This window comes from Microvirga brassicacearum (genome assembly GCF_008757455.1).
Lineage (GTDB): Bacteria > Pseudomonadota > Alphaproteobacteria > Rhizobiales > Beijerinckiaceae > Microvirga > Microvirga brassicacearum.
In genome coordinates this window covers 75,335-96,259 of record NZ_VCMV01000024.1, presented here as the reverse complement: position 1 = coordinate 96,259, position 20,925 = coordinate 75,335, and the positions used below count along the sequence as shown (strand labels likewise).

Sequence of the window (20,925 nt, the reverse complement as noted above, 5' to 3'; positions counted from 1 at the left end):
TTCCTCCGGAGGCGCCGTTTTCGAGCGACGGGGCGCTCCCCCCGTTTCGCGCCAATCGGGGAGGCGGCTTGTCCGCGCCCGCGCGCTCGCGCTACACATGCGCGAAGCGACGGAGCCCAAGACATTGAACGATGAGCGATGACGACAAGCATGGCCGCGCGGCCTGATCTCTTACGTGTCGCCTTCGTCGGCGTGGGGCAGACGCCGCGTCTGGATGTCGTGCCGGAAATTCTCGCGCAACTCGATCTCCCGATCGCCGCAACAGAGTTCGGTGCGCTCGATGGGCTGACGGACGCGGAGATCGCGGAGCTCGCGCCGCGTGTCGATGAGCATGCGCTGGTGACCCGCCTCGCCGACGGCACGGACGTGGTCATCTCGAAGCCGCGCGTCGGGGAACGTCTCGCGCGCATTCTCGCCGGCTTCGCCCCAAGCGATTTCGACCTGGTGGTCATCCTGTCGACAGGCCTGTTCCGGGAGTTCGAAAGCCGCTGTCTCACGGTGAACGCGCAGCGGGCGATGGAGTCCGGCGTGCTGGCGCTTGCCGCGCATGGCGGCGTGATCGGCCTCGTTCAGCCGCTCGCGCAGCAGGTCGCCGAGGTCAATGTGACAGCGCTTTCTCCCTATCGGATCGTGCTCAGCCACGCAGCGCCGGGTGACCGGGATGCACTTGCGCACGCGCTCATCGACCTCGCCGAGAGCGAGATTATCGTCCTGAATTCGGTGGGCTTCAATGAGGCGGACCGCGCGATGGTGGCGCGGGCGAGCGGCAAGCCGGTGGTGCTCGCGCGCCGAATCGTGGCCGGCGCCATGCGATTGCTCCTCGATGGGCGACGCGACCTGCACCGCTCCTACGAAACGGCGCCAATTCTCGCGGAGCGTCTGCAACGCCTGACGCCGAGAGAGCGGCAGGTGTTGTCGCTGGCGGCCGAAGGATTGTCCAACAAAGCCATCGGGCGTCAGCTCGGGATCAGTCCCAAGACTGTCGAAATCCATCGCTCCAAGGTCATGAGCAAGATGGAGGTCGCCTCGACCGGCGCTCTCATCCGGCTCGTCGTGTCGGCCGAGCACCCGGAATTGTGAGGCAATTGCTTAGTTGCTGGGCATGCCTGCCATAAGGGCAATCCCCTATAGCTCGATGGCGAATTCAACGTTTAGCCTGCGAACTTCAATACGCAGGGTCCCATGATGACGAAAAAGCTTCGCTTGGCCTTCGTGACGATCGGCCAGAGCCCGCGGGACGATATCGTCCCGGAGATGCTGGCCGATATTGGCGGTGACGTCGACGCGCATGAGTTCGGCGCTCTCGACGGCCGCTCCGACCAGGAGATCGCGGACCTCGCCCCGCGGGCGGGCGAAACGGCCTTTGCCACCCGTCTCAAAAACGGCAGTGAAGTCGCGATATCAAAAGAACGCGTGGAGGTGTGGCTCGAGGAGCTTCTCGAGCGCATCGACCTGCAGAAGTTCGATGCGGTGGTGTTGCTGTGCACCGGCACGCACGTGAAGCCGCTTCGCCACACCCTGATGATCGAAGCCCAGCGCATCGTCGATTCCATGGTCGAGTCGATGGCGGCGTCCGCGCAGCGCCTCGGTGTCATGCTGCCGCTCGAACGGCAGATCGCGGAATTTCCGCAACGCCACGTTTTCAATTCGGTTTCGACGCCCAAGCTTGTGGCGGCATCGCCTTATGCGGGCGACGATGTCGCGGCCAAAGCCGCGGAATTGGCGGATTGCGATCTCGTGATCATGCATTGTATGGGCTATTCGGAGGCGATGCGCGCTGAGGCCCGCACGGCGATTTCCGCCCCCGTCCTTCTTTCGCGCCGCATCGTGTCCGGCGCGATCCGGCAGATTATCTAGAAGACGCTATAATCAAAAATGGGAACAGGAGCTTCGGCAATGCGCAATTGGCTATTCGGCGTCGCAGCAGCGAGCCTTATCTTCGGGTTAGCTCAGGCCGACAAGGCGGCGGCCTTTGAACGGGTGGGAGACAGGAAAGTCGTCGTATTCGGGGGCCGGCAGCAGATCCCGGTCCTTGACCCTCACGTCCGCTACGATTGGTCGACACGGATGATGCAGCAGGCCGTCTATGACGCGCTTGTGAAGTACGAGGGCAACCCTGCGCAGATCAAGCCGTGGCTGGCGGAGCGTTGGGAGATGAGCGAGGACGGCAAGACCTGGACGTTCCACCTCGTCGACAACGCCAAGTTTCACAACGGCGATCCGGTCGATGCCGAAGCCATCCGTTATTCCTTCGAGCGCGGCCTGAAACTCAACAAGGGCGTTGCCTGGATGCTCAAGGATTTCCTTGATCCCGGCAGCATCGAAGTCGTCGATTCCAAGACCGTTCGCTTCAACCTCAAGACGCCGTATTCGGCATTCCTGTCGTTCCTGCCGTGGTGGTATGTCGTCAATCCCAAGGAAGTGAAGGCCAACGAGGTCGAGGGCGATTATGGTCAGAAATGGCTGACCGATCATGCCGCAGGTTCCGGCCCGTTCAAGCTCAAGCGCTGGGAACCGAACGTCCTCTATGAAGTCGAAGCGGTCGGCGATTACTGGAAAGGCTGGCCCCAGGGTGAAAAGAACCGGCCGGGCGGTGTCATCTACCGCATCATCCGCGAGCCTGCGGTCCAAAAGGCAGCCTTGATGCGGGGCGAGGCGGACATTGTCGAAGGCTTGACGCCCGACGATTACGTGCAGATCGCCAAGCAGAAGGGCATCGCGATCCAGGATCACCCTGGCATGACGACCTTCAGCATCAAGTTCAACACGCAACAGGGCCCGACCGCCGACAAGAATTTGCGCAAGGCCATTGCGTACGCGCTGGATTACAACGGCCTGCTGCAGATCTACAACGGCGCCGCCAAGCTGCAGACGAGCCCGTTCCCCGACGCGATCCGCGGCTACGTCAACATTCCGGGTATTCCGCGGCAGGATCTCGCCAAGGCCAAGGAATATCTGGCCAAGTCGCAATACCCGAACGGTGGCCTGACGCTCGAATATTACCATGTGGCGGGTCTCGAGGAGGCGCGCCGGATCGGTCTGCTTCTGCTCGACAACCTCGCGCCGCTCAACATCAAGGTCGACCTGCGTCCCGAGCAATGGCCCAACATGGTCGCCAAAGGTTCGAAGGTCGAGACTTCGCCGGCCATGACATCGGTCTACATCACGCCGATCTCAACCGATCCGGACGCGGTCGCCTACCAGTATCACCCGAACTCCTACGGCCAGTACTTCGCCATGTCGTTTTATAAGAACGACGCCGTGACGGCGAAGATCGACGAGGCTCGCCGCAGCAGCAACTGGGACGCGCGCGCAAAACTATATGCCGAGATCCAGTCGCAGATCGTCGAGGATCAGCCGGAGGTGATCGGCATGATGCAGGACCGTCGCTGGGCGATGCGCGATTATCTCAAGGGCTTTTCCTTCAGCCCGGTTCGGTTCACCGGAGAAGTCGACCTCTATCCGCTGTGGATCGACGCGAAGTAGTCCTCGTGCTGCGAGTCCCGGTTTCGATGCCGGGATTCGCAGATTTAAGCCGCCGGGGTGAGCGGATGCGCTTGCCCGGCGGCCTTATTCGATTTGATGAACGAAAGGAGGTAACGCCATGATTTCGTTTACCTTCCGCAAGGTCGCCGTGCTGATCGGCACGATGATCGGTCTTGCAGCCCTCACGTTCCTGATCACCAACGTTGCGCCGGGTGACCCGGCGCGATTGGTGGCCGGTCCTGATGCGACGAACGACATGGTGGAGACGATCCGTGTCGAATACGGGCTCGACCGCCCGCTGATCGAGCAATTCGCCATTTACATGGGCGACCTTTTCACCGGCAACCTTGGCCGCTCGATCGTTTCGACCCGCCCGGTTCTCGACGAGTTGGCGCGCTATGTTCCGGCGACGTTGGAACTCGTGCTGGTCGCCATGGCGCTCGGCATTCTTGTCGGCGTGCCGTTCGGGATGTTGTCGGCCGTCTACCGGGACCGTTGGCTCGACCAGATCACGCGTATTCTTTCGATCTCCGGCGTCGCCTTGCCGGCCTTCTGGTTCGGCATCCTGCTGCAGCTCTTCTTCGCCGTCCGTCTCGAATGGCTGCCGGTTTCGGGGCAATTGTCCCTCACGGCGCTGGCGCCTGAGCCCATTACTCACCTGCTGCTCGTCGACACCCTGCTGCGGGGCGATTTCGAGACCTTCCGCGAGGCGCTCTCCCACATCATCCTTCCCGCTGTCGTCCTGTCGTTCCCCTGTCTCGCGTCGATCCTGCGTGTCAACCGCGCCGAGATGATCGAGGTGCTGCAATCCGACCACGTGGTCGCGGCACGCGCCCACGGCATCAGCTCGACGCGGATCGTGACGATCTACGCGCTGAAGAATGCTCTCCTGCCGACGCTCGCGATCATCGGATTGCGGTTCGGCTGGATGCTGGGGTCCACGGTTCTGGTGGAGACCGTGTTCGATTGGCCCGGTATCGGCCTCTATGCCGTCTCCTCGGCGCTCGCGTCCGATTTCAAACCGGTCATCGGCGTCACCCTCGTGATCGGCTTCATGTTCATGGTCACCAACACCTTCGTTGACCTCGCCTATGCGTGGATCGACCCACGATTGAGGAGCGCCCAATGAGCTCCATCGACATGCCTGCCGTCGCGCCGGAAATCCCCGGCTTTCGCGAACGCCACGCCAGCACGATCCGGCAATGGCGTCTCTACGCCCATCTGTTCGCCGGAAGCTTCTCGTCCATGTTGGGATTGGGACTGGTGGTGCTGTTCTTGGTCCTGGCGATCTTCGGGCCCGTGCTCGCACCCTATCCCGAGGATACGTTGGGGGCGGTGAAGCTCGGCCAGCGCCTGCTCGGGCCGAGTTTCGCGCATCCTTTCGGCACCGACGAGATGGGCGCCGACATTCTCTCGCGCGTCATCGTGGGCGCGCGGACCTCCCTCTGGATCGGCCTCGTCATCACGGGGATCGGTGCCGCGGTCGGTGTGCCGCTCGGCATCATCGCGGGTTACAAGGACGGCATCGTCCGCGCCGTCATCATGCGGATCACGGACCTGTTTCTCTCGGTGCCGGGTCTGGCGCTGGCATTGTCGATCGTTGCAGCACTCGGCCCCGGCATCATGAATTGCGTCATCGCGCTTTCGATCGTGTGGTGGCCCGGCTATGTGCGTCTCGTCCAGGCCAAGACGCTCTCCGTGAAGGAAGAGCTTTACGTCGAATCCGCCCGCGCGCTGGGGGCCCGCACACCATGGATCCTCTGGCATCACATCCTGCCCAATTGCATGACGCCGATCGTCGTGAAGGCCAGCATGGATATGGGAATGGCGATCCTCTCCGCTGCCAGCCTGGGCTTTATCGGCCTCGGCGCCAAGCCGCCGCACCCGGAATGGGGGGCGATGATTTCCGTGGCGCGGACCTACATGCCGGATTGGTGGTGGTATTCGGCCTTTCCGGGGCTCGCGATCTTCCTCACGGTGCTGGGCTTCAACCTGCTCGGCGATGGCCTTCGCGATATCCTTGATCCCCGGAGCCGTGGCCGATGACCGCTCTTTTGACGATCCAGGACTACCGGCTGGACATCCCGACCTTCGACGGCGCGCTGAAGGTGCTCGACGGGATCGATCTCGCGCTCGACCAGGGCGAGACGCTCGGCATCGTCGGCGAAAGCGGTTGCGGCAAGACCGTGCTGGCACGGTCGATCCTCGGCATCGGGCCGGCGAAGGGCAAGCGCGTTTCCGGCAGCATGACGTTCGATTCCGTCGAACTCGACCATCTGGATGAGGCCGGGTGGCGGCGGATCCGCGGTGTGAAGATCTCGATGATCTTCCAGGACCCGATGACCTACCTCAACCCGCTCTTCACGATCGGCCGGCAATTGTCCGACGTGGTGGTGGCGCACAAGCGCGCCAAGGGCGAGCGCCTTCCGTCGCGCGCGGAACAGCGCAAACGTTGCCACGCCCTGCTCGATCAGGTTCAGATCCGCGACTTCGAGCGCGTCGTCGATAGCTATCCGCATCAGTTGTCCGGCGGAATGCGGCAGCGGGTGTTGATCGCGATGGCGCTGGCGGGCGAGCCTCAACTGCTCATCGCCGACGAGCCGACGACGGCGCTCGACGTGACGATTCAGGCGCAAATTCTCGATCTGCTGCGCGATTTGGTCGACCGGCTCGGCCTGACCGTGGTGATGATCAGCCACGACGTCGGGGCGATTGCCGCCATCGCCCGCCGCGTGGCGGTGATGTATGCGGGTGTGGTCGTCGAGCAGGGGATGACGAACGACATTCTCACGCAGCCGCGTCACCCCTATACACAAGGGCTGCTGGCGGCGCTGCCGGATATCGAGGGAGGGCACCAGGTTCTGGAATCGATCCCGGGGACGATTCCCAATCTCATCCACCCGCCATCCGGATGCCGCTTTCATCCGCGCTGTCCGCGTGCCACCGAAATCTGCACCGCTCAAAAACCCGTCGCGCGGAACATTGGAGCCGACCATGTTGTCGCCTGTCACCACGCTCTCGATTGACGCGGCCCGGCCGCCGCTTTTGTCCGTCACGGGCCTGACGAAGGATTTCAGCTCCGGCGGCAGATTGTTTCGTGCGGTCGACGACATCTCGCTTCAAATCCCGCAAGGCGGCGTGCTTGGCATCGTGGGGGAATCCGGCTCGGGCAAATCGACCGTGGCGCGCCTCGTGATGCGCTTGATCGAGCCGACCGCCGGCACGATCCTGTTGGATGGGGAGGACCTCTCGGCCAAATCCGGCGAGTCCTTGCGCCTCATCCGTCGCCACATGCAGATCGTGTTCCAGAACCCGCATTCCGCCCTAAACCCGCGCCATACCATTCACGATGCGATCGCCGAGCCGTTCCTCGTCCAGACGACGATACGCGGATTGGAACTGGAGCGGCGGGTCGAGGCGCTTCTCGACATCGTGAGTCTGCCGAAGGCCTTCAAATATCGTTACCCGCACGAACTGTCCGGAGGTCAGAAGCAACGCATCTGCATCGCCCGCGCAGTCGCCCTGGAGCCGCGCCTGCTGGTGCTGGACGAGCCGACATCCGCCCTCGATGTCTCGGTGCAGGCGCAGATCATTACCTTCCTGCAGGAATTGCGAGACCGGCTGAACCTGACCTACCTGTTCATCTCGCACAATCTTGCGGTGGTGCGGTATCTTTGCGATCGCGTCATCGTCATGAACCAGGGCAAGATGGTCGAGGAGGGAGTGACCGACGCGATCTTCGCCAACCCGTCGAACTCCTATACGCGCCAGCTCATCGACAGCATTCCGCGTCTGCCGCAGAGAAATTTGGTTTATTGAAGCGGCGCGTCGTCCGCGACGCGGACCGCAACAACGTCACATCAAAACCTGACGCGCACCGGGCAAATTCTCTGATCGCCGCTTTCGGGAATGCCGGCAATGGTTCGCAAGCGCGGGATCGCCCTGAAAATCAGCCGGTTCGTCGGCGCGTCGAGCGATTTGTTCACGCCTGCCTTCCCATCGCCAAGCCGGTCATATTGTCGCAAATGAGCCTGCGGTCACGAGAGGCGGCCGCCCAGAAAAGCTTTGTTTTGCGCTATCTGGCAATTATCGACCATTGACCTCATCGTTCTAGAGTACTCATAAAGAGGTATAGTTCTGCGTCAGCTCTAGAATCGGATGGATTCATGCCTGCTGTTGTGACTTACGCCCCGACTGGTAATGCTTATGTCGATGGAGTCCTGAGTGACTTAAAATGGGCGGCAAATAATCTTAGCTATAGTTTCCCATCCAGTGCCTCCTTTTACGGCAGCTCATACGCAAACGGTGAGCCTCTCGACAATTTCGCCGCGCTAAGCGCCACGCAACAGGCGGCGGCGCGCGCCGTCCTGCAACAATTCTCGGCTGTCGCCAATCTCAGCTTCACGGAGGTCGCCGAGACGGCGACCACGCATGGAACCTTGCGCTTAGCCGTGTCCGACATGCCCACGACCGCCTGGGCGTATTTCCCGTCCAACGATGCCGCCGGCGGCGACGTCTGGTTCAGCCAATCATCGGGATATTACGTCAGCCCGCAGAAGGGCAATTATGCCCACATGACATTCGTGCACGAGATCGGCCACGCACTCGGCCTCGAGCATGCGCACGAGCATTTCGTCATGCCGAAGGACCGCGACTCGATGGAGTACACCGCGATGAGCTATCGCTCATATATCGGTGCCTCCCTCACTGCCGGCTACACGAACGAGAACTGGGGCTACGCACAGTCCCCCATGATGTACGACATTGCCGCCCTGCAACACATGTACGGCGCCAATTTCGCCACCCAGAGCGGCAATACGACCTATTCCTGGAGTCCTACCACGGGCGAGATGTCCATCAATGGCGTCGGTCAGGGCGCGCCAGGTGCGAACCGGATCTTCCAGACGGTCTGGGATGGCGGCGGCGCCGATACCTATGACTTCGGCAATTACGCATCCAACCTGAAAATCAACCTCCAACCGGGCGAGTGGACGACGACATCGGACGCTCAACGGGCAAAGCTCCATTACGACGGCTCCAAAACCGCGATCGGTAATATCGCCAACGCCCTGATGCACAACAACGACGCCCGTTCGCTCGTTGAGAATGCCATCGGCGGGTTTGGCAACGACGTGCTGATCGGCAATCAGACGGCCAATTCGTTGAAGGGCGGAGCCGGTGCGGATTCCCTGACCGGTGGCGCGGGGAACGATGTTCTGGACGGCGGGATCGGGAGCGATATTGCCCTCTTCAGCGGACAGCGCTCGCAATATGCGATTGTGCAACTGTCGGATGGTTCGACCCAAATCACCGATCTACGATCAGGTGCCCCCGATGGCAGCGACATCCTGCGGGGCACCGAATGGTTCCAGTTCGTCGATCGATCCTGTTCGTTGGGCGAGCTTTTGACCGGCACTCCAACCACGATGGACAGTCTCATCACGCCCGACCTGCCGGGGATACGTTTGTCGGGTGGCGGCCGAGGCGACAGGCTGTATGGCGGCGACGGTAACGACAAGCTCTACGGCTTCGGCGGCGGTGACGTGCTGCATGGCGGCGCCGGCAGGGATCGCCTCAGTGGCGGCTCCGGCATCGACAGCGCCAGCTACGCATTTTCGGTGACGGGCGTGGTGGCCGATTTGCTGTCCGCCAGAGGCTCGCTGGGAGACGCGTTCGGCGACACCTATCTCAGCGTCGAAGGCCTTGTGGGCGGCGCGCTGAGCGACACGTTGCGCGGCAACAACGCTGCCAACACCCTCCGGGGTGCGGAAGGAAACGACAGACTCTCCGGCCGCAGTGGCAATGATGTGCTCGACGGCGGCCTCGGCAGCGACGTCCTGCATGGGGGAGGCGGACGGGATGTTCTTGCGGGCAGGGCAGGGCAGGATTCATTCGTCTTTCGGTCCGTGGCGGAATCGCGCGGCTCCGGCCGTGACACGATAACGGATTTCGTCCGCGGCGAGGATCGCATTGATTTGCACAGCATCGACGCGAATACGAAGGCAGGCGGCAACCAGGCGTTCAGCTTCATCGGCAAGGCGGCGTTCAGCGGCAAGGCCGGCCAACTGAGTTTTTCGGGGGGAGCGTTGTCGGCGGACGTTAACGGCGACAGGATCGCGGATTTTCACCTCAAGGTGTTGGGCCAGTCAGCACTCGCCAAGGGCGACTTCTTCCTCTGAACCGGGATGTGGAGGACGTCAGGATGAGCGACTGGGTTTCGTTCGACCGATGGTCGGAATGCCCGCGCCTCGAGCGGCCCGGGTTCGTTTTCGAGGTCTCGAATGAGGCGGGGCAGAGCCTGTTCACGGGTTGTACCGTTCCGCTTCAGCTGCCGCTCGATTGGACGTCGCCCCCCGTGCGGTTCCGCCTGGTTGCTGCTCCGGCGCCGCGACATTCAGCTCCCATGCCAACCCCATCGGATCGGCGCTGAGACACATAGCGAAAGCGGAGGCCTACGAGACCAGAAGCGCGCTTCCATACAATCCCAGGCCAAAGACGACGTGGCCGGCGATGTTCATCGCCCTGATCCGGTTGGCACGGGGACGCTTCGAGGCTGCGATGCCCGCACCCATGCCGGGCTGGAGCAGAAACCATCCGGCGCCGACGGTGACGATCCCGACGATCATGGCAGGCGCGAGGGTCGGGTGTGTTGCCCAACCGCTCGGTGCGACGGCCAGCAGGATCGCGGCGAAGACGATTCCAACGACGTAGTGGCCGATCCATCCCACCGCCAGTTCATAAGGAAATGCCGCGGCGCTCGAGATATCTTCGTGAAAGACCTTTCCGCGTGCGAGATGGCAGAACCAGCGCCCGACCGGTTGCCAGTTTGCGGGTGGGGTCGAGAAAATCCGGCTCATCAGGAGAACCCATAGATCAAGAATGGCGGTCGCCCCAATGCCGATCAGGACGGAACGGTATAAAAAATCAGCCACGGGCGTGGTCCTCGGGTGTACTGGATGACGTCGGACAACCTGGATAGCCAGGAACCTGCGACTAACCAAGAGCCTCAGCTGCATGAAGATCATGTTTGCGGGGATCCAGGGGGGACGAGGCGTCGCTCAGGGCGCCGTCGGCGGACTTGCTTGTCTTTGCGATCGTTTTTGGGGAATATTTCACCAGGGAAGGGGCTAATGTTCCTGCTGGGTGGTGATTCTCACGCCGCGCCTGCCGGCTTGTGCCGGGAGCTCCTTCTCGACGTCTGGTTAAGCAGCATTCTAGTGAAACCTGAGAGGACAACCTGATGTGTGACGATCATCGCTTGCACTTGTCGCGACGTGCCGTTCTCGCTGGCGGCGCGACGGCCTTTTTTGCCGGACCGCTCGCTTCTCCCGCCCTCGCGCAGGGAGCAACCGCCCCGAATGCCATCAAGCCGGACGACGCCCTGAAGCGCCTGATGGAAGGCAATGCGCGCTACGCGGCCAACACGTCGAGCAACAAGGATTTTTCCGCCGGCCGCGTTGCCCGCGTGTCGGCGCAATATCCGTTCGCGGCAATCCTCAGCTGCGCCGATTCCCGTGTTGCGCCCGAACTTGCCTTCGACGAAGGACCCGGAGAATTGTTCGTGGTGCGGGTCGCCGGAAATTTCGTCAACGACGATGGCCTCGCGAGCTTGGAATATGGCGTAAAATTCCTCGGCATTCCGCTGATCATGGTGCTCGGCCACACCAATTGCGGCGCGGTCGATGCAACCATCAAGGTGTTGAAAGACAACGCCAAACTGCCGGGTCACCTGCCGGGTCTCATCGACGCGATCAAGCCCGCAGTCGCCGCCGCGAAGAAGGCAAAACCGGAGAACCTGCTCGAGGAAGCGATCATCGAGAACGTACGTCACAACGTGACGCGGCTCACGAACGCCAAACCGATTGTGTCCCAAATGGTATCCGACGGAAAGGTGCGCGTGGTCGGCGGAGTGTATGATCTCGCCAGTGGTCGCGTGCGCGTGGTTTAGGAACGGGTCGATCTCTGCCCGATAATGATTCTTCTTCCGCACTCCAGTGCCTGCTTTACGCCCGGAAGGGACGATTGCGCCGATCAACGACGCCTGGGGCACCGGGGTGCGGTGGACGTTCGCTGGGTCCGAAACCCTCGCCTACCTCTTGCGAGCCAACGTCGCGCAGACTGTTCGCGGCGAGGAGCCAGCCTCCGAATAGCAATAATCAAGGGTGTTGTTGTCTATGAGATCAAACGAATAGAAGCCCTCTTCATCCGACGCCATCATGAGCCGTCCGTTCGGCGTGAAGGCTCCCCAGAGGTTCTCTTTGACATCCCCGGCTGGGTTTGTTCGATCGAGATACCCGGTGAACGTCCGACCCTTCTGCTCCGTCACGACCAGCGTCGCGTCGCCGGCGCGCCATCCATCGACCTTCGAAATGCGCTCGCGCGGACCTGTCCACGTGCCTACGAGTGAGAATGCTTCCTCGGCACGAGCCGAACTGGCCACAACAAGCGCGGCGACGGCGATGGCGTACATTTTCATGAGGGACCTACACCTACATGGTTGGCCTCGAGCGAAGCTAACACCGGACCCTAAGGGCCTCAAGCTCGAGCTTCAGCGAACAGATCCGCTGCCAACCGTTGCCCATTTGGGCGGGGAGCTCATTTCCGTAGTGAGCAGGTCAGCTTGAACGTCGGCGTTTTACCCGCGGCTCACGAGTTAGCCGCGACCGGATGCGGCCTCCATCGCGACCACAGCAACGCGAGCACGAAGACGAATGCCTGGACCACGACGATGGTGGGACCGGTCGCGGCATCGATATGGAAGCTGACGATCGTGCCGACCACGCTGGAACCGATCGCCGCGCCCGCCGCCAGGATGAGCATGAGATCGAAGCGTTTGGTGAGCAGGAACCCGATGGCGCCTGGAGCCAGCAGCATGGCGATGACAAGAATGATGCCGACCGCCTTGAGCGAGGCGACGATGGTCAGGGCCAAAAGCGTCAGCAGCCCAAAGTGCAGCCAACCCACAGGGAGCCCGATGGCGCGCGCATGAGCGGGATCGAAGCAGTAAAGCAGGAGGTCCCGCCGCTTGGCGATAACGATCAGGATCGCCGGAACGGCGATGAGCGCGGCTTCGAGCACGTCACGCCATTGCACGCCCAGCATGTTGCCGAACAGCACATGATTGAGATGCTGGTCCGTCTCGATCTTGACGAACATCACCAACCCGAGCGCGAACATGCCGGAGAAGACGATGCCCATGACGGCATCCTCCTTCACGCGGCTGTTCTGCTTGAGGTAACCCGTCGCGAGTGCGCAGCCGAGACCCGCCGCGAAGGCCCCGATGGCGAGCGGTATCTGGACCACATAGGCGAGGACGATGCCCGGCAGCACCGCATGCGAGACCGCGTCGCCCATCAGCGACCAGCCCTTGAGGACGAGGTAGCACGAGAGCAGCGCGCAGGCGGCGCCGACCAGAACGGCTACGACGAGTCCCCGCTGCATGAAGCCGTGGGCGAGCGGATCCGTGACAAAGGAAAAAATCGTCGTCATGGCGTCGCTTCAGCGGTCTTGCGTCCAGCACGGCGCGCGGCCAACCGCCCATGCTTCGGCGCGAACACGAAGGCCGCGAGAAACACGAGCGTCTGGAACACGACGATCAGCCCACCGGTCGCGCCGTCCAGGAAGTAGCTGACATAGGCGCCGAGCGCGCTCGTGACGGCGCCGATCGTCATTGCGAGCCAGATCATGACGCCGAACCGGTCGGTCAGCAGATAGGCGGTCGCGCCCGGCGTCACGACCATTGCGACCACCAGCACGGCGCCCACGGTCTGCAGCGCGGCAACCGCACAGGCGCTGAGGAGAACGAAGAACATGATGTACATCCGCCAGGGGTCGAGCCCGACGGTGCGCGCATGGCTTTCGTCGAAGAAGGTCAGCATCAGGTCTTTCCAGCGAAAGCCCAAGATCGCCAGGGAGGCCGCGGCGATGATGACGACCTGCGTGACATCTTCGTCCGAGATCGCCAGGATGTTGCCGAGGATGATCGACTGGACATTGACCGAAGTCGGATTGATCGAGACGATCAGCAGCCCCACCGCGAACAGCGTCGTGAAGACGAGGCCGATGACCGCATCCTCCCGCAACCGCGTGATCCGCCGCAGGCCGGTGATTCCGAGCGCCGCGACAAAACCTGCGGCGAAGGCCCCGATGGCATAGGGAAGCGCCAGCATATAGGCCAAGGCGACCCCGGGGACGACGGAATGCGCCAGCGCATCGCCCATCAACGCCCAACCCTTGAGGATCAGGTAGCAGGAGAGAAACGCACAGACTGCGCCCACGAGAGCGCTCACCCAGATGGCTTTCGTCATGTAGTTGTAGCCGAAGGGTTCGAACAGCAGGTCGATCAATCGGTTTCTCCCCGATCCGGCTTGACGAGCTTCTCGTGATCACGCTCGCCGTAGAGCACCAAAGGCCGCTCGTCATCGGTGAGGACGGTCACGCGGCGCCGGTCGGCGTCCGCATGCAGTTCGGCTCCGCCGAGATGCACATGACGAAGGACCCCGCCGAACGCCTCGGCCAGATTGGCTTCGGTGAAAGTGGTTTCGGTCGGCCCGTAAGCGAGCACCGTCTTGTTGATGATCACCACCTGGTCGCAAAAATCCGGAATGCTGCCGAGATTGTGGGTCGAGACCAGCATCAGCCGGCCGTCGTCGCGCAGTGATCGCAACAGATCCATGATCGCCGATTCCGTTTTGACATCGACGCCCGTGAAGGGCTCGTCGAGCAGGATGATCTCGCTGCCCTGCGCGAGGGCGCGGGCAAGAAAAACGCGCTTCTTCTGACCACCGCTCAATTCGCCGATCTGACTCTTGCGGAACTCGCTCATGCCGACGCGTTCCAAGGCCGCATCCACCGCCATGCGGTCGGCCTTGCCCGGTATCCGAAGAAAATTCATGTGGCCGTAGCGGCCCATCATGACCACGTCTCCAACCAGTACGGGAAAATTCCAGTCGACTTCCTCGCTTTGGGGCACATAGGCGACAAGCCCGCGCTTGAGCGCCTTGTCGACGGGACGTCCCGCGATCCGCACCTCTCCCATCAACGGGGTCAGGAAGCCCATCAGCGTCTTGAACAGCGTCGACTTGCCGGAACCGTTGACACCCACGAGTGCACAGATCGTCGACGCGCCGAGCGTGAACGACACGTCGCGGATGGCCGGCACACCATTGGCATAGCTCACGGTGATCCGGTCGACATTGATCGACGGCGAGACCCGCTGTTGCGCCGGCGCCGCAGCTCGTCCAGGGCTCACCGTGCTCGCGAGATCAAGCACCTGGCCGGTCATTTGCCGAAGCCTTTCACGATCGTCTCCACGGTCACTTCGAGAAGCTTGAGATATGTCGGGACCGGTCCGCGCGCGTCGGACAAAGAGTCGACATAGAGAACCCCGCCGTATTGTGCGCCGGTTTCGCTCGCCACCTGGCGAGCGGGCTTATCCGAGATCGTGCTCTCGCTGAAGACCACTGGCACCTTCTGCTTCCGCACCAGATCGATCACCTTCCGCACCTGCTGGGGTGTGCCCTGCTCATCGGCGTTGATCGGCCAGAGATAGGCCTCGCGCAGATTGAAATCGCGCGCCAGATAGCTGAACGCGCCTTCGCTCGTCACGAGCCAGCGTTGCCCTTCAGGAATTGCCGAGAGACGCTCGCGCAAGGGAGCCGCGATAGCTTTGATCTGCTCGGAATAGGCGGCCGCGTTCTTCCCATAAATCTCCGCATTCGCCGGATCGGCCTTCGCCAGGATCTTGCGGATGTTCTCGACATAAATCAGCGCCGCACTGGTCGACATCCAGGCATGCGGATTGGGCTTGTCGAGGTAGGGACCTTCCCTGATCGGCAGCGGCTCTACGCCCTCGGACACGACCGCACTCGGGACGTTCTTGACGTTCTCGAAGAATTTCTCGAACCAGCGCTCGAGGTTCATACCGTTCCACAGCACGAGATCGGCGGACTGCACCTTCACCACGTCGAGTGGCGTCGGCTGATAGTCATGGATCTCGGCGCCGGGCTTCGTCACGGATTCGACGATAGCCGCCGTGCCGGCCACGTTCTGCGCGATGTCCTGAATGATCGTGAAAGTCGTCACCACCCGAAGCGGCTTTTGGGGAGATTGCGCCGTCGCTGCGCCCGCCAGAGAGAGGGCTGCAAGGACAATGGCGAAGGAGCCACCCAGCAACCGGCCGATGAGGTGGGGACAGCTCGCAGAATGCTTCATGACGGCCTTTCGAGCTCGCGAGGTTGGGTTCCCAGCTAATGCGAACGATTTGCAACTGTCAATGCAATTGCGAACGATTTGCAGATTGCAATCGACACGTTTGGAGGAGAGCAACCACAAGGCTCGGTCACCGGAAAAGCGCTGATCGCGGTTACTTGCCGATCGCGAGGACTTTACCGGCATGCTGGGAGTTCATCGCCCGCGTGAGGACCGCCACGATGCGCGGGTCGCCCGACTGCGCCACGTTGAAGCGCAGGAATGCACCGGCCGTCTGCGAGACGCTGAACACGTTGCCCGGAGCCAGAACGATGTTCTCCTCCACGGCCATGCGGGCGAGGGCGGCGGAATCCTGGCCTGCCGGCAGGCGGCACCAGAGATAGAAGCCGCCGCGCGGCATGAGCCAGGGCCGGATGCCAAGGGGCTCCAGACAGGCCGCCATGTCGTGTCTGGCCCGGGCAAGGCGCTGGCGCAATTCCTCCATGTGCTTGCGGTAGCCGCCGCCCGCGAGAACATTGGCAATCAACGTGGTCGCAACCGGGCTCGGTCCGCCGAAGCAGGTGGCGACCTGCAAATCGACGAGACCTTCGATCCAGTCTGCCCGTCCGGCGATGAAGCCGCACCGTATCGAGGCGGACAGCGTCTTCGAAAAGCTGCCGATCCGAATGACGCGGTTGAGCCCATCGAGCGCGGCAAGGCGCGGCGAGGGATCTGGCTCAAAATCGGCAAAGATGTCGTCCTCGACGATCGTCAGATCGTGAGCCGAGGCTGCGCTCAAGAGCCTGTATGCCGTCTGCGGCGAGAGGGTGGCGCCGGTCGGGTTATGGAGCGCGGAGTTGGTGATGTAGAGGCGGGGTCGCTCCGCCGTCAGGGTTGACTCGAAAGCCGCCATATCGGGCCCGGAGGGCGTGTAAGGCACGCCGGTCATCCTGACTTGATGCGCCCGAAGCAGTGCCTGAAAGTTGAAATAGCATGGGTCGTCCACCAACACCGTGTCGCCAGGCCGCAGCAGGAAACGGCAGATCAGGTCGATCGCCTGCGTTCCCGAAGCCGTCAGCATGAGCTGGTCAGGTGAAGCCTCGATCCCCTCCTCGGCAAACCGTCCGAGCAGCAATCGGCGCAAGAGTGGCGAGCCGCGCGTGCTGCCGTAATCGGCGAGCACCGCATCATCGGCCCGTGCGAGTGTCCGCAAGGCGCGGCGAAGGGCGGGATTCGGCATCCAGTCCGCTGGCAGCCAGCCGCAGCCGGGCTTCATCACCGCGGGATCCGCGTCGAGCGACTGCCGCGAAACCCAGAATGGATCGACGGCCCGGTCGCGCGACGGCTCCGTTGCTGCAAGCGCCATCGCCGGCATGCCCGTGCCGGCGACGTAGAAGCCGGAACCGCGCCGGGCGCGGATCAGGCCCTCCGCCGCGAGACGATCATAGGCTTCAACCACGGTGGAGGGTGACACGCCCATGGTCGCGGCGAAGCGCCGGATCGAGGGCAGCCGGTCACCGGAGACGAGGGCACGGCTCGCCACCTTCATGCGAATGGCCGCCATCACCTCGCCCGTGCGAGTGAGTTCCCCGTCCTTCATTCGCGCTCCCGCTGATTGTGTGGCTTCTTATATCCATACAGTTTTATCAAATTGTATTGCATTGTCTCTGTCTCTGCCAGCCTCGAAACCCTAAGGGTCTCGTGTCCTGTCAGCGAGGGAACATGGATCGAACGACAGATGCGTGGGGCAGCGGCCTCTTGGGCGTCATTATCTTCAGCGGCTCGTTGCCGGCCACGCGGGTTGCTGTCGGCGACTTCTCGCCGTTGTTTCTGACCTCGGCCCGCGCAGTGATCGCCGCGCTTCTTGGGGCAGCCTTCCTCGTCCTCCTCCGGCAGGTGCGGCCTGGACGCAGCGATCTTGTCTCGCTTGCCGTGGTCGCGCTCGGCGTCGTGGTCGGCTTCCCGCTGCTGACGGCGCTTGCGCTCCAGCACATTACCTCGGCGCATTCCATTGTCTTCGTCGGCCTCCTGCCGCTTGCGACCGCCATCTTCGGCGTCCTGCGCGGCGGCGAGAGGCCGAAACCGGTCTTCTGGCTGTTCTCGGGCCTCGGTGCTGCAACGGTCGCGGGCTTTGCCCTCGTCAACAGCGGCGCAGGTTCGCTCACGGGCGATCTGCTGATGGTGGCCGCCATCGTTCTCTGCGGCCTCGGTTATGCCGAAGGAGCCACACTGTCCCGACGGCTCGGCGGCTGGCAGGTCATCTCATGGGCTCTGCTTTTGGCGCTGCCGATGATGGCGGCGCTCGCGCTGACTACGATGCCGCGATCCTGGAGCGGGATCGGCAGTCCGGCCTGGTTCGGGCTCGCCTATGTTTCGATCTTCAGCATGTTGATCGGCTTCGTCTTCTGGTATCGCGGCCTCGCACTTGGGGGCATTGCCGGCGTCGGGCAGCTGCAACTGCTCCAGCCCTTCTTCGGCCTGGCGCTGGCGGGTCTCCTGCTTCATGAGCCCGTCGCCTGGACGATGATCGCCGCGACAGGCCTTGTTATTCTCTGCGTTGCCGGCGCCAAGCGGTTCGCCTGAGGTCGAAAAGAGAACACGGATAACCCTTTCGCTTCGTCGGTGCCCGCCTTGGAAAGCTCCCCGGCATTTCCAGCAAAGGAAGGTCCGGACCTTGCACCAATCGGAGGTATAGCTATCGTCAGTTCGCGACGCCTAAGCGGGTTTGATCCACCACGGTCCACGGCCCGCTGATCGCTGACCGGAAAACAAGGACATCTTCGGTAGAACGGTTTGGATTAAGCTTGGCTGTTCAAAGCCATCGGTTTTGACGAAAGCGCCAGTACAGCCAACCGCAAACCGAGATGATGGCTGTCAGCACAAGCGCGTAACCATACCTCCATCGCAGCTCCGGGATGACCTCGAAGTTCATGCCGTAAATTCCCGCCACCGCAGTCGGAACCGCCAGGATTGCGGCCCACGCCGCAAGCTTGCGCGTGATCTCGGTTTGCTGCGCCTGTCCGGTCATCAGGCAGGTCTCGAATGCGAACGCCAGCACCTCGCGCAGAGACTCAATCTCCTCCTGAACCCTTCGGATGTGATCGGAGACATCGCGGAAGTGCGGGTACATGGAGGCATCGATACCGGGCAGTCCCGGTTGCTCAAGGCGCCGGCAGACCTCCACCAGCGGGACCGCTGCGTTGCGCAGGCGCAGGAGGTCACGGCGAAGCTGATAGAGCCGTCGCACATGAGTCTCGGTCGGGGCTTCGGTCAGAATGCTATCCTCGATCGGCTCCACCTCTGACTGGATCGCCTCGATCACCGGCATGTAGTTGTCGACGATGAAATCAAGAATCGCATAGAGGATGAAGTCTTCCCCGTCCGATAGCGCGGCCGGAGCCGCCTCGCAGCGCGCGCGCACCGGCGTGTATGAGGTCGATGCACCGTGGCGGACGGAGACCACATAGCCACGCCCGGCGAACAGATGCGTCTCGCCAAAGGCAATGCGCCTGTCCAGCATCTGGGCGGTTCGAGCAACGACGAACAAGGCATCGCCATATTGTTCGAGTTTGGGGCGCTGATGAGCTTTGAGCGCATCCTCGATGGCAAGGTCATGCAGGCCAAACTCAGCCTGGAGATGCCGCAGGAGATCCAGGCTGGGCTCGTGCACGCCGATCCAGACAACATGACCAGGTTTGCGCGACCAGTCGCCAGCCTCTTCTATGGGGATATCGGCCACGCGTCGGCCTCTCAGGTATACAGCCGACGCGACCACACCGGGAGTTCCGTTGGGCTGCGCCGAACGAAGCTTGAGCGAATTCGTCATGATCCACTAACGCACAGCGGGAACCCCCGTTGCACGGCTGGAGAGCAAACTGTCGGCGTTCCCTGGATAGGCATCGTGTTTTGACCCAGAGCCGACCGCAGTCGCGCCCCTGTCGGCTCGCACCCTCAGAGATACTGACGCATGAAGGCCCCAGCCTTGGCGAGAGCCCGACGGCCGGGCTCCAGATGCGCATTCCACAGCGGCCAAGCGTGAATCATGTACGGCCACACCTCGAGCGTGACGGCCACATCTGCGGCGCCCGCGGCGGTGACGAAACGCGTAGCGTCCTCGAGCAGCGTTTCATCCGACCCGACCTGGATCAGGGTCGGCGGCAGGCCCGCGAGATCGGCGTAGAGGGGGGAAACACGGGGGTCCCGTCGGTCGATGCCGCCGGGCAGGTAGGCATCGGCCAGTTCGTGGAGGTAGCCTCCGTGGATGATGGGATCAACGCTATCCTTCGTGGCGAGCGTGGAACCGGACATGGTCAGGTCCGTCCAAGGCGACAACAACCACGCACAGGCGGGAAGCTCCTCGCGATCCTTTTGCAGCCGGCCGATCAGGGCCAGCGTCAAACCTCCCCCCGCACTGTCGCCGCCGAGCGCGATGTGTCTCGCCTCGACGCCCTGCCGTCGCAAGAAGCGCCATGCCGCCAGGGCGTCGTCCACCGCTGCGGGAAACGGGTTCTCCGGTGCGAGGCGATAAGCAATTGCGAGAGTGCGGATTCCGGCTGCCCGGCCGGCCTCGGTCACCAGGCGGCGATGGCTGAGGATCGAGCCCGAGCAATAGCCGCCACCATGGAAGAACAGGAGAACGCGCGCGGCATCGCTCTCGGGAGCAATCGACCACTCTCCGGGCACGCCATCCACATCCACCTGTTCGAGCCTGATGTCCTCGGCAACAGGCCAAACCGATCCCACCTCGTCGAGCCGCTGGCGTCGTTCCGCCCATCCGACCGGCCGAGGTTTCGAACTCAGCAGCGCCCGAACAGCCTCGATTTCGCTCTGGTCCATGGCCCTGCCTCCGCTGGGGGAAGTGTCGGGGACGCTCACTTCATCAGATATGGCGGAAGGGGTGGGATTCGAACCCACGGTGGGCTTGCACCCACGGCGGTTTTCAAGACCGCTGCCTTAAACCACTCGGCCACCCTTCCTGCAGGTGAGAGGCCCGTCATGATACGGGCCGCCAGTCGCGCGGCTCCTGCTGTCTAAGGCCGCGGCGCGGTATCCGTCAACAGACAGCAGGCCGGGGAGGGGCGGGTGACGATATATGGGTCGGGTCCGGACCCGCAGGAATTGACGAACAGGCCGAATGGACACGCGTGATTAGTCTTCCGTTAACCATGCGCGCCCATGATGAAGACCGGGCAGCAATGATCAGTCGAGCCATTCCGCCCCTGAGTGATGTGACGCAAACGCATCACCGCG

At 62.6% G+C, this 20,925-nt stretch carries 20 protein-coding genes and 1 tRNA gene; 10 read left to right on the top strand and 11 right to left on the bottom strand.

Annotated elements, in window-relative coordinates; genetic code table 11:
- Positions 1 to 138 precede the first annotated feature (138 nt).
- From FEZ63_RS25685 to FEZ63_RS15375, 7 genes are all read left to right on the top strand, one after another.
- Entirely contained in the window at positions 139 to 1,080 is a 942-nt protein-coding gene (locus FEZ63_RS25685) for an AroM family protein (RefSeq protein ID WP_150946026.1), read from the top strand.
- Between the two features lie 102 nt (positions 1,081 to 1,182).
- Positions 1,183 to 1,857, top strand: a complete 675-nt coding sequence (locus tag FEZ63_RS15400) for an AroM family protein (protein WP_150946023.1) — start codon at positions 1,183 to 1,185, stop codon at positions 1,855 to 1,857.
- A 39-nt stretch (positions 1,858 to 1,896) separates the two neighbouring features.
- Positions 1,897 to 3,486 (top strand): ABC transporter substrate-binding protein, encoded by a 1,590-nt coding sequence (locus FEZ63_RS15395; RefSeq protein WP_150946021.1) that lies wholly within the window; start codon positions 1,897 to 1,899, stop codon positions 3,484 to 3,486.
- A gap of 118 nt (positions 3,487 to 3,604) precedes the next feature.
- Positions 3,605 to 4,615 carry an ABC transporter permease gene (locus FEZ63_RS15390; RefSeq protein ID WP_150946019.1) on the top strand — a complete coding sequence of 337 codons (1,011 nt, stop codon included), beginning with the start codon at positions 3,605 to 3,607 and terminating at the stop codon, positions 4,613 to 4,615.
- Positions 4,612 to 5,532 (top strand): ABC transporter permease, encoded by a 921-nt coding sequence (locus FEZ63_RS15385; protein ID WP_150946017.1) that lies wholly within the window; start codon positions 4,612 to 4,614, stop codon positions 5,530 to 5,532. The genes FEZ63_RS15390 and FEZ63_RS15385 overlap by 4 nt, the downstream gene beginning before the upstream one ends.
- Complete coding sequence (locus FEZ63_RS15380) at positions 5,529 to 6,512, top strand: ABC transporter ATP-binding protein (protein ID WP_150946015.1); 984 nt, start codon at positions 5,529 to 5,531, stop codon at positions 6,510 to 6,512. The genes FEZ63_RS15385 and FEZ63_RS15380 overlap by 4 nt, the downstream gene beginning before the upstream one ends.
- Positions 6,481 to 7,305 carry an ATP-binding cassette domain-containing protein gene (locus FEZ63_RS15375; protein WP_150946013.1) on the top strand — a complete coding sequence of 275 codons (825 nt, stop codon included), beginning with the start codon at positions 6,481 to 6,483 and terminating at the stop codon, positions 7,303 to 7,305. The genes FEZ63_RS15380 and FEZ63_RS15375 overlap by 32 nt, the downstream gene beginning before the upstream one ends.
- Positions 7,306 to 7,346: 41 nt before the next feature.
- On the opposite strand, the gene FEZ63_RS25950 is transcribed toward FEZ63_RS15375, so the two are convergent.
- Positions 7,347 to 7,472, bottom strand: coding sequence for a hypothetical protein (locus FEZ63_RS25950; RefSeq protein ID WP_275552352.1), 126 nt, complete (start codon positions 7,470 to 7,472; stop codon positions 7,347 to 7,349).
- Between the two features lie 180 nt (positions 7,473 to 7,652).
- On the opposite strand from FEZ63_RS25950, the gene FEZ63_RS15370 reads away from it, so the two are divergent.
- A complete protein-coding gene (locus FEZ63_RS15370) occupies positions 7,653 to 9,665 on the top strand; it encodes a M10 family metallopeptidase C-terminal domain-containing protein (protein ID WP_150946012.1) in 2,013 nt (670 codons plus the stop codon).
- Between the two features lie 273 nt (positions 9,666 to 9,938).
- Here the strand turns inward: FEZ63_RS15370 and FEZ63_RS15360 are convergent, their stop codons facing one another.
- Positions 9,939 to 10,418 carry a DUF2938 domain-containing protein gene (locus FEZ63_RS15360; protein ID WP_150946008.1) on the bottom strand — a complete coding sequence of 160 codons (480 nt, stop codon included), beginning with the start codon at positions 10,416 to 10,418 and terminating at the stop codon, positions 9,939 to 9,941.
- A 308-nt stretch (positions 10,419 to 10,726) separates the two neighbouring features.
- Here FEZ63_RS15360 and FEZ63_RS15355 point away from each other — a divergent pair, with 308 nt between their 5' ends.
- Positions 10,727 to 11,434, top strand: coding sequence for a carbonic anhydrase (locus tag FEZ63_RS15355; protein WP_150946006.1), 708 nt, complete (start codon positions 10,727 to 10,729; stop codon positions 11,432 to 11,434).
- A 141-nt stretch (positions 11,435 to 11,575) separates the two neighbouring features.
- Here FEZ63_RS15355 and FEZ63_RS15350 read toward each other — a convergent pair whose 3' ends face one another.
- The 6 genes from FEZ63_RS15350 to FEZ63_RS15325 form a co-directional block, all read right to left on the bottom strand.
- Entirely contained in the window at positions 11,576 to 11,962 is a 387-nt protein-coding gene (locus FEZ63_RS15350; RefSeq protein ID WP_150946004.1) for a hypothetical protein, read from the bottom strand.
- A 170-nt stretch (positions 11,963 to 12,132) separates the two neighbouring features.
- On the bottom strand, positions 12,133 to 12,975 hold the full coding sequence (locus FEZ63_RS15345) for a metal ABC transporter permease (protein ID WP_150946001.1): 843 nt from the start codon (positions 12,973 to 12,975) through the stop codon (positions 12,133 to 12,135).
- Positions 12,972 to 13,832 carry a metal ABC transporter permease gene (locus FEZ63_RS15340; RefSeq protein WP_162419755.1) on the bottom strand — a complete coding sequence of 287 codons (861 nt, stop codon included), beginning with the start codon at positions 13,830 to 13,832 and terminating at the stop codon, positions 12,972 to 12,974. Before FEZ63_RS15340 ends, FEZ63_RS15345 begins: the two co-directional genes overlap by 4 nt.
- Positions 13,829 to 14,770: a manganese/iron ABC transporter ATP-binding protein gene (locus FEZ63_RS15335; protein ID WP_150945999.1), complete on the bottom strand. Its 942-nt coding sequence runs from the start codon at positions 14,768 to 14,770 to the stop codon at positions 13,829 to 13,831. Before FEZ63_RS15335 ends, FEZ63_RS15340 begins: the two co-directional genes overlap by 4 nt.
- Positions 14,767 to 15,699, bottom strand: coding sequence for a metal ABC transporter substrate-binding protein (locus tag FEZ63_RS15330; RefSeq protein WP_150945997.1), 933 nt, complete (start codon positions 15,697 to 15,699; stop codon positions 14,767 to 14,769). Before FEZ63_RS15330 ends, FEZ63_RS15335 begins: the two co-directional genes overlap by 4 nt.
- Positions 15,700 to 15,850: 151 nt before the next feature.
- The gene (locus FEZ63_RS15325; protein WP_150945995.1) at positions 15,851 to 17,275 is read right to left on the bottom strand and encodes an aminotransferase-like domain-containing protein; all 1,425 of its coding nucleotides are present in this window, start codon (positions 17,273 to 17,275) and stop codon (positions 15,851 to 15,853) included.
- 122 nt (positions 17,276 to 17,397) lie between these two features.
- Between FEZ63_RS15325 and FEZ63_RS15320 the strand changes: the two genes are divergently transcribed.
- Positions 17,398 to 18,258, top strand: a complete 861-nt coding sequence (locus FEZ63_RS15320) for a DMT family transporter (protein WP_150945994.1) — start codon at positions 17,398 to 17,400, stop codon at positions 18,256 to 18,258.
- A gap of 229 nt (positions 18,259 to 18,487) precedes the next feature.
- On the opposite strand, the gene FEZ63_RS15315 is transcribed toward FEZ63_RS15320, so the two are convergent.
- The 3 genes from FEZ63_RS15315 to FEZ63_RS15305 form a co-directional block, all read right to left on the bottom strand.
- Positions 18,488 to 19,501 (bottom strand): magnesium and cobalt transport protein CorA, encoded by a 1,014-nt coding sequence (locus FEZ63_RS15315; protein ID WP_150945992.1) that lies wholly within the window; start codon positions 19,499 to 19,501, stop codon positions 18,488 to 18,490.
- Between the two features lie 125 nt (positions 19,502 to 19,626).
- Positions 19,627 to 20,511, bottom strand: coding sequence for an alpha/beta hydrolase (locus FEZ63_RS15310; protein ID WP_150945990.1), 885 nt, complete (start codon positions 20,509 to 20,511; stop codon positions 19,627 to 19,629).
- A 50-nt stretch (positions 20,512 to 20,561) separates the two neighbouring features.
- A tRNA-Ser gene (locus tag FEZ63_RS15305) sits at positions 20,562 to 20,651 on the bottom strand.
- Positions 20,652 to 20,925: the final 274 nt, after the last annotated feature.